At 66.9% G+C, this 11,972-nt stretch carries 9 protein-coding genes; 6 read left to right on the top strand and 3 right to left on the bottom strand.

From position 1 onward, the window contains the following. The first annotated feature begins 98 nt into the window (after positions 1-98). The 3 genes from BJ992_RS11700 to BJ992_RS11690 all read left to right on the top strand — a co-directional run bounded on the left by BJ992_RS11700 (position 99) and on the right by BJ992_RS11690 (position 3,073). On the top strand, positions 99-929 hold the full coding sequence (locus BJ992_RS11700; protein ID WP_184980337.1) for a DUF2786 domain-containing protein: 831 nt from the start codon (positions 99-101) through the stop codon (positions 927-929). A 141-nt stretch (positions 930-1,070) separates the two neighbouring features. After that, positions 1,071-2,753 (top strand): hypothetical protein, encoded by a 1,683-nt coding sequence (locus BJ992_RS11695; protein ID WP_184980335.1) that lies wholly within the window; start codon positions 1,071-1,073, stop codon positions 2,751-2,753. Continuing rightward, on the top strand, positions 2,750-3,073 hold the full coding sequence (locus BJ992_RS11690; protein ID WP_184980333.1) for a hypothetical protein: 324 nt from the start codon (positions 2,750-2,752) through the stop codon (positions 3,071-3,073). Before BJ992_RS11695 ends, BJ992_RS11690 begins: the two co-directional genes overlap by 4 nt. A gap of 879 nt (positions 3,074-3,952) precedes the next feature. On the opposite strand, the gene BJ992_RS11685 is transcribed toward BJ992_RS11690, so the two are convergent. After that, complete coding sequence (locus BJ992_RS11685; protein WP_184980331.1) at positions 3,953-5,287, bottom strand: NsdA family TPR-like regulatory protein; 1,335 nt, start codon at positions 5,285-5,287, stop codon at positions 3,953-3,955. A 523-nt stretch (positions 5,288-5,810) separates the two neighbouring features. Here BJ992_RS11685 and BJ992_RS11680 point away from each other — a divergent pair. The 3 genes from BJ992_RS11680 to BJ992_RS11670 all read left to right on the top strand — a co-directional run bounded on the left by BJ992_RS11680 (position 5,811) and on the right by BJ992_RS11670 (position 7,765). After that, positions 5,811-6,305 (top strand): hypothetical protein, encoded by a 495-nt coding sequence (locus BJ992_RS11680; protein WP_184980329.1) that lies wholly within the window; start codon positions 5,811-5,813, stop codon positions 6,303-6,305. A gap of 138 nt (positions 6,306-6,443) precedes the next feature. Next, positions 6,444-6,848 carry an ATP-binding protein gene (locus BJ992_RS11675; protein ID WP_184980327.1) on the top strand — a complete coding sequence of 135 codons (405 nt, stop codon included), beginning with the start codon at positions 6,444-6,446 and terminating at the stop codon, positions 6,846-6,848. A 428-nt stretch (positions 6,849-7,276) separates the two neighbouring features. Next, the gene (locus BJ992_RS11670) at positions 7,277-7,765 is read left to right on the top strand and encodes a CAP domain-containing protein (RefSeq protein WP_184980325.1); all 489 of its coding nucleotides are present in this window, start codon (positions 7,277-7,279) and stop codon (positions 7,763-7,765) included. A 182-nt stretch (positions 7,766-7,947) separates the two neighbouring features. Here the strand turns inward: BJ992_RS11670 and BJ992_RS11665 are convergent, their stop codons facing one another. Both BJ992_RS11665 and BJ992_RS11660 read right to left on the bottom strand, forming a co-directional pair. Further along, positions 7,948-9,780, bottom strand: coding sequence for a hydantoinase B/oxoprolinase family protein (locus tag BJ992_RS11665; RefSeq protein WP_184980323.1), 1,833 nt, complete (start codon positions 9,778-9,780; stop codon positions 7,948-7,950). 58 nt (positions 9,781-9,838) lie between these two features. Next, positions 9,839-11,893, bottom strand: coding sequence for a hydantoinase/oxoprolinase family protein (locus BJ992_RS11660; protein WP_184980321.1), 2,055 nt, complete (start codon positions 11,891-11,893; stop codon positions 9,839-9,841). Positions 11,894-11,972 lie beyond the last annotated feature (79 nt).

Genomic DNA, 11,972 nt, shown 5'->3' with positions numbered 1-11,972 from the left:
TCCTATCACCCCAACCGGTCACCTCCCCACTCGCGAACCCACCCCCCGAACCGCACCCGCACACGCACCTCGGCCGCGTCGGCACATCGGCTAAGTTGGTGATCTCCCACCGTCCGGACCCACGAGACCAGGAGACCCGTCCGCTGACCAGCACCGGCCAGGCGCACCTGGACAAGATCATGGAACGCGTCCGCCGCCTCCTCGACCTCGCCGAACACCCCGCCACCGGCGAAGAGGAAGCCGCCGTGGCCTCGGCCCACGCCGCCGCTCTCATGCTCCGCCACGGCCTCGACGCCTCCGCCGTCCGCCGCCACGCCACCGGCCGTCCCGAGCAGATCGACGCACTGGAGTTCGACGTCTCCAACCGCGGCGGCCACGCCAGGGAACGCTGCTGGTCCCTCCACCTCGTCTGCGACGCCATGGGCTGCAAGGCGGCCCAGCACTGGACGACCCCCCAGGGCCGAGGCATCCGCGCCGCCGTCCGGGTCACCATGACCATCATCGGCCCCACCCCGGTGCTGGACAGCCTCCGTCTCCTCCTGCCGTCCCTGACCCTCCAAATGGAAATCCACGTAAAACCGGCTCTCGCCACCTACACCCCGCCTCCTGCGGCGAACCGTGAATCCGCCACCAAATCCTTCCGCCGCGCCTTCTACGTAGGCTTCGGCGCCGGAGTGGCCACCAAAATCCACACCCAGACCACCCAACTGGCCGAAGACCTGAAAGACACCACCGCCGCCCTGGTCCTGGCCGACCGAAAACCCCTGGTCATCCAAGAATTCACCCGCCGCTTCCCCGGCCTCCGTAAAGCCCGACAAACCTCCCTGAACCCCACCGGCTACCACAAAGGCCACCAAGCAGGCCTCCAAGCCGACCTGGCCGACCCCACCCTCCCCGACCTCCCGTCAACCGAGCAGCTCCCCCGCTGAACTCCACGCCGCACCCACCCCCACCTGCGTTACCGTGAAGACGGGGAAATCAACAGATCGGCAGAGCGCGGAACCGGGGCCATCGACACATCCGTGGGACGTGAAGACAGGACCATCAACGCATCCACAGGGGGCGAAGACATGGGACAACCGCAACCAGGCACCGGCCCCCTGTCCCCCGACTTCACCGGCATGGACCCACCCCAGATGGACGCCTTCATAAACACCCTCGACCACGCACGCAGCCAGATCGCAGAACACACAGAAGCCATCCGCCTGGCCCTCAATGCCGCCGCACTCCCCACCTCCTCCCTCAACCCCATAACCGAAATAGAACACTGGATCGACACAAAACTCGTCGAACTCCGCCGCCGTAACGAAACAGCCCGCGCCACCAGCAACCTTCCCGGCTGGACCCCCGAAGGCACCCCCCACCTGATCCCCTACAAAGAGGAAACCCACCTCACCCCCGCCGAGGCCCGAGCACTAGGCACCGCACTGGCCACCCGGTACAAGACCATCGACCCCGGCGCCTTGTTCGACCCAGGCCTCGACGAGAAGTACCAGCACATCATCGACACCCTCGCCGACCACACCGCCGACCCCAACGTCACCGCCGCCTTCTTCGCCACCCTCGGCCTGCGCCACACCCTCACCCTCCGCCACCACCTGCGCCGCGGCCTCCAGGAAAGCGACGACTCCGCAGTGGACACCGTCAGCAAAGCCTTCGCCACCGCCGTCACCGCAGGCACCGCCACCCCCGGCTTCGCCACCATCGCCAACGCCATGAAGAACCGAGCCGAGTCCCACAACGACCAGCAGGCCATCGGCGACCTGATCTCCACCGGCCGCTTCCCCACTGAATGGCTCGCTCAAGTAGCCGCGGCCCAGATCTTCACCCTCGACGCCAAAGCCACCGGCAAAACCCTGACCCCCTACCTCAACGCTCTGGCCGAAGACCCCAGCGCAGCTCGCCTGGCCATAGCCCTGGCCACCAAAGACACCCCCCTCCCCAAAGACACCTTCACCACCCTCGTCCCTCCCACACCCCCCACCCCCGACAAACGACCCGACCTCGCCACCTTCCTCAGAACCCTCAATACCCGCACCTCGACCGACCCCACCTCCGCCGACGCCTTCGGCAAACTCCTGGCCGCCGCCTCCGGCGCCTACAACGAAAAAGACGGCGCACACACCCCCGAAGCCTCCCGCTTCGCCTTCACCGTCATGACCACCCTCGACGACGTGAACCTCGGCGAGGAAACCAGAGTGCATCTGTCGGAGATCGCCGGCTCCTATGCCACCGAAATCCTGGAAGGCGCCAACCTAGGCGACAGGAACCACATACTCGACAGCTCCAACACCCCCGTCGACTCTTCCCTCCCCGGCCTGAAGCCCGCTTTCCGCCTCAGCCCCGAAGACACTTACCGTTTCCTGAAGACCTTCACCAACAACCTGGCCAACCAGATTCCCTTCCACGCAGGGATGGACCGCCTCACCACCCGCCTGGTCGACGAAGCCGTCCCCCAGATGATCAAGTCCAATGACCCGACCCGGCTGGACGACATCTTCGGCGCTCTCGGCAACGTCCGAGGCTTCGAACTGACAGCCAGAGAAGCCTGGGGGAACGCCAAGGACCAAGCCGCCGAAGAGACCCGTCAACTACAGAGCCTCTTGATCGGCAACGCCATGGGGGTCGTCGGCCTCGCCTTCGAGGGAGGCAAAGCGATGATCTACACCGGCCTCAGCGCCGTGTGTCCTACTACGACACCACCAAGGATGAGCCTGAGGGTGAGGTCGACAAGATCAGAGCGTCTGACATGAAAGAAACCCTCGGCCGTCAGCACACTATCGCCCAAGCTCTCCTAAATGCTGGATTCCATCCCGATGCCACTCCAAGCGAATACGATACGACTAGCCGATCTGGCATTAAACTTGCCGACCAGAATGGCAACCTTCGGCCATTTTCAGAAATTATCGACTTGGGTACCACCGGCTACGATGAACTCGATCGCTGGTTTATAGCAAACGGCATGGGTGGAAAGGAAAATCTAGCGTTCGGTCAACTCACGAACCGATATGCGGATCGATTCGAGGGACGCAAGGAACGTGGCATGTTACGAAGCCTGGAATTCGATAGATAAACTAACCAACAGGAAGGCATTCAGTCTCCCCGCGAACGACATAGACTCCAGGCGTTCGGGAGTTGAGCGTCAGATTTGTGCGAGTCGAGGAACTAGCAAGTCTAACAACTCCGCCACTGTCGCTAACTATACTGTAGGTAGCGACACGCTTTAACGCACCAACCAACATGTCATTGAGGGCATCCGGATTAGTACCAGGATCCAGATCAGCCCCTTCTGCCGCGAACGTTTGCCTCGCCTGACCCTCAGCACAAGGCAGGTTTCTCCCTCCCGGATCTGTCACTGTTACGTTTTGCGCATTTCTCTCCTTTAGTAGCCGAATGACATGAGACTTAAGAGTTTGACCCGCTTGCGCAGCCGTGGGACCATCGGCATTGGAGCATGACGCCAGAGATATAGTGAGTAGCACCAAAAAGCAGAAAACGCCACAGCGGAGTCTAATCGGAGATGATATGCCAAGCATGGGCTAGCCTCCGTGTCTGGCCGAAGCGCTGTCTAGAGTCGCATAATCATAGTGAGAACCTCTGCGCCAACAAGTATCCAGCCTCCCCGCGCGGTAGGAGCCTGACCTTGCCTATTGACGATGACCTGGTTCCCAACCCCAAGTACACGGAACTGGAAGCCACTCTCGCTATCATCCGAAGTCACGTGCAGGTGCTTGAGACCGTACTTGACCCAGTTTGCTCCCAGTTCGGAAGTCAGGCGATATGGGTCGGGCCGACTGCTCGGACCTTCGAGCAGGAGCTCAGTGGTAGGAACGCACGGATCAAGACGGTTGCTCGGCGCGTGGTTGAGGAGTTGGAAGCGGAGTTGCGGTCCACGCCGAGTGAGGTATCGCGTGCCACGGCTTCGGCACTGATCGGCTGGGGATGACTCTTGTCACCTGCCCTGTTGAGATATCCCAGCGGAGTCAAGAACACGAAGGTCTGCCAGCGCTTCTCGCCAATCGGCGGTGGTTGAGCCCGTTTGAGTGAGCACAGCGTCGAAGTCATAGGCCCGTACCACCACGCTGATGATCGGTAGCGTGTGGGGGTCACGAAGAGCAGCCGTGGCGATACGGCAGGCTTCTTCGACCTCACCGGTCTTGGCAAGGACGCTGGCGTGAGCAAATCGTACGAGTGCGGGGTCGCTGGTGACGGTGGGGTCGTAGATAGCCAAGGCTCGATTCGTGGCGTCACCGGTCCCGTCGACGTCCCCGAGGTCCGCACGACCGCGGGCCTCGTAGAAGGTTTGACGCGCCAGTTCGAAAGACAGGACACCCGCATGGAGGGCCGTGGGTTCGCACCGGTCGAGCATGTTACGGGACCGCTCGATGCAGCGCTCGAACACCGCCCGTTCCCCCAACGAGGCGTGCGCCACTGCGGCCATACCCCACAACCAGGCGAGAGGAGGAGTCGCGCCTACAGCCTGCTCCAACCTCGGAGTGACCGCACTAAGGACGGTTTGTGGTTCCGCCGAATACATAGGAATGAACGTACTGCCGACCAAAGCCAGGTCGGCAAGAACGGAGTCGCCAGCTTCCTCTGCTGCGCGTGCGGCAGCCATGTACCAGCGACGCGCCATCGGGAACTGATCCGTATTGAACAGTATGTGGCCCACGACGATCGAGAGTTTCGCGCCGATGCGCGCGAGTCGTCGCTGGGTCTCGATCGGCTGGCGCTGTGTGAGGAGTTCGCGCACGCTGCTCAGGTGGGTCAGCGCACCGGCCATGAGGGTCGCGGGAAGGACGCTCTCCAGCGTCAGGCCGAGGCGGTCGCTTTCCGATTCCAGGTACAGCAGGCGGCCTTCGCCGGCGCTGGTGGAGTCGAGAGCCTGTTCCAGCAGGTCGGGACCGCGCCGGATGCTTTCAGGCAGGCCCAGCGCCACGGCCGCGCCCAGGTGGAGAACTTCTCGCCGGTTCGTGGCCGCCTCCCGGGAGTCGGAGCGGGTGCCGGGGACATTGGAGTCCTTGGTTCCAGGGTCGTACGGGCCGAGCAGTTCCGCAACGGTGTGGCCGGGAAACATCCGCTCCAGGACACGGCAGTGGTCCGCCTGGGGCTTGGTCCGGACGCGGCCGTTCACCCAGCGGTTGAAGGCCTCCTTGCTGGGTGAGGAGCCGACCAGGGTGCGGTCGATGCTTCTCGCCACCTTGTCGTACTCCAGGCAGAACGCGCGGTGGGTCACCTGGTGGCGTTTCATCAGCAGCGCCTTCAGCAAGGTCAGCCGACCGGACATGTGCGACTCCTCTTCACAGCGGGATCATCGATCACTGAATGTGTTCGTGTCATCACCGTAAGGGTCCTGGTCGTGGCGGGACGGGGATTCCGGGTTGGCAAGGGCGGGGACGGCACACAGACGGCGCCTTCGCGACGCAGGGATGACCGGCGATGGGGTGAGGTCGGCGGAAGGGGCCGTGGAGTGGCTCTGAGCAGGTCGGGGGTGTGGTGAGTCGGCTACGTCGGATGCGGCCGGGGTCTGGCCACGGTGGGGCGTGGTGGTGACCGGGAGCGGCGTGGCAGGTGGTTTCCGGTGACCTTGGGGGCGGCCTAGCGTCGGCGGCCGGACACCGAGATCGGCGGGTTCCGGGAGGTCACCGGGCTCGCGTCACGGCCGGGCCGCGGCGCTGTCCGGCCGGAGCCGGCGGTTTCGGGGGTTCATTCGTCTCCCCCGTTGGAATGGATGTTCAGCTGTGACGTACGCAGAGGCCAGGCCGTATGAGTGGGTCCGTCGGGTTCGGTACGCGGTGTGGTGTGGAGGGGTGGCCGGCGTGGTGCTGGTCGGCAGTACGCGGCCGTGGGTGATGTTGCCGGGGGGTCGGCGGGTTTCCCTGTGGGAACTGCCGTGGGCTTTCGCCGGGGATGTCGGAGCGGCGGGGGGTGCGGGGGTTGTGCTGCTTGGGATCACTTTGGCCATGGCGGTGCTGACCGTGGTGTGGCCGCGGAGGGCCGTGGTGGGAGGGGTGCTGCTCTGTGGGGGGTCGTGTGTTCTCGCGTTGGGGTGGATCCTCGCGGAGTTGGCGGTGGCGTGTCCGGACGGCGGGGCGGTAAGGGTCACGGTCGCGCCGGATGTCACGTTCACGGGGGTGGTGCTGCTGGTCGCGGGGGTGGGGGTGCTGCGGTTGGTCGACGTGGCGTCCGGGGTCTCGGGCCGTACCCATGGCGGCGGGGACGGTTTCGAGGTTCGTGTGGCTCACGAGGTGGCCGCCGGGGTGCGCGACCGTGAGGCGGCGGAGTGGCTGGGGGTGCCGCCGTGAACGGCGGCGCTGACGGCCGTGGCGGTGGCACCGATCGTGGTCATGTCACCGGCTTGGCCGCGGTGAGACCCGGTTCGGCGTTCGGCATTGGACTTCTTCCGCATTGGAGGGCATGTGATTCCGGTACAGGACGGTGTCGTGGGTGAGGAGCCTCCCCCGCTGCGGGTGGTGGCGCGGGCCGGCTTCGCGGCCACTGAGGGTGCGGTTGCGGAGGCGCGGCGGTGGTTGCGTGAGGTGCTGGCGGGGCATCCGCGGTGTGACGACGCGGTGTTGCTGCTGTCCGAGACCTTCACCAACGCCGTGGTGCACACCCGGTCGGACGCCGTCGGGGTCGTGGTCCTCGCAGGGGACGGCGGACAGGTGCAGGTGGAGGTCGTGGACGGCGGCGCCGGCACGGTGCCGTGCACGTGTGACCGGGCCGCGGAACGGCTTGAGGAAGGGGGACGCGGGGTCGGGTTGTTGCGTGCGATGTCGGCGCGGTGGGGGTTCTTCGAGGAGGCGCCGTGGTGCGTCGTGTGGTTCGCCTTCGACGGGGCTGGTTGAGGCGATGCCGGTGGAGGTCCGCCGGGGGCAGCGTGATCGCCGTACCGCGTGCCGTCGTCGCGGCGCCGATGGGAACCGACCGGCGACGGCGCGTTCCCTGGCAGGTGTGTTTTATCTGCTCTGGTACGAAGCGGATATAGCTACTCTTCGTGGCCATTGATACCTGGTGACTTGTGCTGACATGTCATAATTTTGGGGACGCAAGCAACCTTGCACTGATTTCAGGGTGTCGCCCCGCCAGGTGTATCTGCGATGCCACCGGTGCGATTCCAGCCGGCCGAATCGATTAGGACTTTCCCCTATAGTCCGCCTGGCCGATATAGGGACTTGTCACATGGAGACGTGCGATAGAAGATTTGGCGACGAAGCCGCATTCAGCAGGAATTGCGGCATGAGCAGGCGCCTATTGCGTCAGACAAGGACGTCCCGTGGCAGGAACTCGCCCCCCGTTCCCGGACAGCACGACGCCTGAATTCCAGGCCGAAGCCCTCGCGGAAGCCAACGCCTACCGGGCCAAGCATCACGCGCCGCCGCTGGTGCTCGACGAGGAGCTCAACGCCTACGCCAAGTCGCGCGCCGCTTCCCGGTCCGAGCAGGAGGACCTGCAGGCCGGCCATACGGGTCTGCGTGCGGGAACGGGAGAGAACATCTTCTGGGGTGGCGGCTCCGAGGTCCTGCCCGGATCGGACGCGGTCAAGAGCTGGTACGACGAGATCAGTGCGTACGACTTCGACGCGGCCCAGTTCAGCGGCGCGAGCGGACACTTCACGCAGCTCGTCTGGAAGGGCAGCACGAAGGTCGGCATCGGACGGGTTTCGGGTCAGGGCAGCGAATACTTCGAGACGTACATCGTCTTCGTCTTCGAGCCGCCGGGAAACATGAAGGGTGCTTTCGCGCAAAACGTCCTCCGCGCCTGAACGGAGAAAAGCGGCCTGTCGCTCGAGATCCTTTCCGGGCCTGAACGAGGGACGATTCCGTCCCTGTCAATGTGTTCGAAGCCGGCGTTCTCGTGCGTCTCGTCTCCTCCGGCGGGTATGGCGGCGCCATCGTGGACCACCTCACCGGCCCGGCGGGGTGCCGGGCCGATGAGGTGGTGGGGTCACGGGAGGTCCACGTCGGGATGGCCGTCGGAGAGGCGGAGGTAGCCGGGGCCCCGGTCGAAGAAGGCGTCGGGGGATCGGCCGCGGAGGCGGCCGCGGAGCTCGGTGGTGGCGGGGTGATCGATTTCGAGGAGGGTGCCCGGGGGGAAGTCGGGGCCGGTGAAGACGACGCCGTAGGACGTCCTGGCGGATTCCAGGCTCACTTTGTCGTCTCGGACATCGGCGGCCACCTCGGCCGGGTCGCGGTCCAGGGGGGAGCCCCAGCCGCCGCCGCCTGTGGTCTGGATTTTGATCAGTTCGCCGGCTTTCACCGGGTGGTCGTCCACGAGGCCGTCCATGGGGACGTCGTCGACGGTCACCAGGAAGGGGCGGCCGGCTCGGCCGCCTGCCACTCCCCAGCAGGACAGGATGCTGCGGTCGGCAATGGACATGAACGAGGCGTCGCGCAGCATGCGGATGTGTTTGTCGTAGCCGAGGCCGCCGCGGTACTTGCCGGGGCCGCCGGAGTCGCGGGCCAGGCCCAGGCGTTCGACGCGGAAGGGCCAGCGGGACTCGGCGAACTCCACCGGGATGTTGCGGGAGTCGGGGACGACGTGGATGGTGTCCTCGCCGTCGGCGTACCAGCGGCCGCCGGAGCCGCCGCCGAGGACTTCGCGCATCAGGTACGGCCGGCCTTCGTGGTCGTCGCCGTAGACGCCGGTGTAGCGGATGGTCTCCTGGTCGGCCGGCATGCGGCCGCCGGTGGCTTTGGCGAGGACGCCGCCGAGGACGCCGAGGAGGCGCAGGATGACGAAGGTGCGTGCGTTGGTGGGGGCCGGGAAGATCGGGGTGAGAAGGGTGCCTTTCTCGGGGAAGCGCATCTCGATCAGCGGGACGACGCCTTCGTTGACGTCGAGCTCGGCCATGCGTTCGGGGGTGTCGGCGAGGTTGCGCAGGATGGGGGCGAGCCATTTCTTCAGGAACACGCCGTCTGCGTAGTCGCCGGCGTGGTTGATGGGGCCTTTGGCCTGCGGGGACGTGCCGGTGAAGTCGATGAGCAGCGGTGCGGCGGCGGTGTGGTCGACGGTGAGGGTGATGCGCTGGGTGTGGAGGCGGGGTGGGTCGACGCCGTCGTGTTCGGCGTAGTCCTCCCACACGTAGGTGCCTTCGGGGATCTTGGAGAGGAGTTCGCGGCGGAAGGTCTCGGTGGTCTTGGCGATGATGGCGTCGAAGCACGCCTCGACGGCTGCCCTGCCGTACCGGGTGAACAGCTCGCCGAGGCGGCGGGCCCCCATGAGGCAGGCGGAGCATTCGGCGTCGAGGTCGCCGGCGAGGGAGTCCGGCATGCGGGAGTTGCGGGTCATGATGGTCAGCGCGGCGCGGTTCGGCTCGCCGCGGTCCCACAGCTTGATCGGGGGGACCATGAGGCCTTCCTCGAACGCGCTGCGTGCGTGGGACGGCATGGAGCCGGGGACGGCGCCGCCGATGTCGTCGTGGTGGCCGAAGGCCTGGACGAACGCGACGACCTGGCCGTCGTGGAAGACGGGGACGGTGACGCACAGGTCCGGCAGGTGGCCGATGCCGCCTTCCGACAGGTAGACGTCGTTGTGGAAGAACACGTCGCCGGGGTTCATGTCCTCGACGGGGAAGTCGCGGACGATGGGCTGGACGAGCGCGGAGTAGGACCGGCCGGTGAGTTTGCGCAGCCGTACGTCGTGGATGCCGGCGCGGAAGTCGTGCGCGTCGCGGATCATCGGGGAGCGCGCGGTGCGCGCGATGGCGGTCTCGACCTCCATCTCGACGGACGCCAGTGTGCCTTCGACGATCTCGACCAGCACGGGGTCGGCGGTCATCGCGATTCTCCGTTCGCCGGGTCGATGCGGTGGACGACGATCCGGGCCGGGTCGGCGGTCACCGCCGGCCGCCGTTCGCCGGGTCGATGCGGTGGACGACGAGGTTGGCCCGTGCGTCGACCTCGGCGGTGAAGCCGGGGTGCAGGGGCAGGGTGGAGCCGTACTCCTCGATGACGGCGGGGCCGGTGACGATGTGGCCGCGCCGGAGACCGGCGCGCCGGTACACGGGGGTGTCGTGCCAGCCGTCGTCGAAGTGGACGGGACGGGTGGAGGCCGGTTCTGGGGTGGGACCGTCGCTTTCGGGGTGTTCCGGGATGACGGGACGGGTGATGGGGCCGATGCCGGAGACGCGGAGGTTGACCCATTCCACGGCGTGCCGGGGGTCGTCGCGGTAGCCGTAGCCGTACAGCCGCCGGTGCGCCTCGTGGAACCGCGCGGTCACCTCGTCGCGCCACGCGGCGTCCACCGGGCCGGCGGGGGCCGGGACCCGGACCTCGTACGCCTGGCCGTTGTACCGCAGGTCGGCGCTGCGCGCGAAGACGTGCCGGTCGGCGGGGAAGCCTTCGCGGTGCAGCGCGTCGGCGGCCTGGTCCTCCAGGTCGGACAGGATGGCGGCGGCGGTGTCCGGTGACAGGTCCTTGGTGACGTGGGTGCGGACGTAGTCGTTCTTGACGTCCACGGTGAGCAGGCCGAACGCGGACACGTTCCCCGGGTTCGGCGGCACGACGACGGCCGGCAGGCCGAGGATGTCGACGAGGCGGCAGATCAGCAGCGGCCCGGACCCGCCGAACGCGACCATGGGGAAGTCGCGCACGTCGAGGCCGCGTTTCACCGTGATCTGCCTGATGGCGTTGGACTGGTTGTAGGCGCTGATCTCCAGCACCCCGGCCGCCGTGCGTTCCGGCGTGAGCCCGAGCTTGGCGGCGAGCGCCTCGACCCCGGCCCGTGCGGCGTCGGCCGACAGGGGGATCTCGCCGCCGAGCAGGTGCGGCGGCACGCGGCCGAGGTACACGTGCGCGTCGGTGACGGTGACCTCGGTGCCGCCTCGGCCGTAGCACAGCGGCCCGGGGTCGGCGCCGGCCGAGCGGGGGCCGACCTTCAGTGTGCCTTCGGGGGAGATCCACGCGACCGAGCCGCCACCGGCGCCGACCGTCACGATGTCGATCATGGGGATCTTGCAGGGGTACCGGCCGATGGAGCCCTCGGTGGTGAGGGACGGCTCGCCGTCGACGACCACGGCGACGTCGGTGGAGGTGCCGCCGCCGTCCAGGGTGATCACCGAGGGGTGGCCCGCGGTGGCGGCGATCAGCGCGGCGCCGAGCGCGCCGGCGGCGGGTCCCGACAGCACGGTGGTGATCGGCTGGTGCACCACCTCGGTGGCCGACAGCACGCCGCCGTTGCTCTTCATGACGGAGAACGGCATGCCGAGGCGCGCGGACAGGCCGGCGATGTAGCGGCGCATGGTGGGTTTGACGGCGGCGTCCACGAGGGTGGTGACGGAGCGTTCGTACTCGCGGTACTCGCGCAGCACGTCGCTGGAGATCGACACGACGGCTTCGGGGTGCTCGCGTTCCAGAACTTCGCGCATGCGCAGCTCGTGCGCGGGGTCGGCGTAGGAGTGCAGGAAGCAGACCCCGATGGCGGTGACCCCCTGGTCGCGGAACCAGCGGGCCGCCCGCACGGCCTCGTCCTCGTCGAAGGGCCGCACCTCCTGGCCGAGGTGGTCCAGCCGGCCGCCGACGGTGCGGACCATGTGCACCGGCACGATGCGTGGTGGTTTGACCCAGAAGTACGAGTTGCCGTACCCGTCGGGGACGCTCTGCCTGGCGATCTCCAGGATGAACTCGAACCCCTCGGTGGTGACGAACCCGAGGTTCACCGGCCGGTCCTCGAGGAGCTGGTTGGTGGCGACCGTGGTGCCGTGCACGATGCCGGCCACCCCGGCGAGGTCCTCGCCGCCGAGCACCTTGTGCACGCCGTTCATGAAGCCGTCCGCCGGGTCGGCCGGGGTCGACGGGGTCTTCGTGGTGGTGATCTCACCGGTCTGCTCGTCCACCGCGACCACGTCGGTGAAGGTGCCGCCGGTGTCCACGCCGATACGGACGCTGCGCATGTTCCTAGTGTTTACTCAACCCGCGTGACCTGACGAATCAGCGACATCCGCCAAGCGAACCGGCCAACTGTCGGCAGGC

It is taken from the genome of Sphaerisporangium rubeum (assembly GCF_014207705.1).
Lineage (GTDB): Bacteria > Actinomycetota > Actinomycetes > Streptosporangiales > Streptosporangiaceae > Sphaerisporangium > Sphaerisporangium rubeum.
The sequence above is the reverse complement of the archived record's forward strand: the minus strand, read 5'-3'. Positions and strand labels throughout refer to the sequence as shown.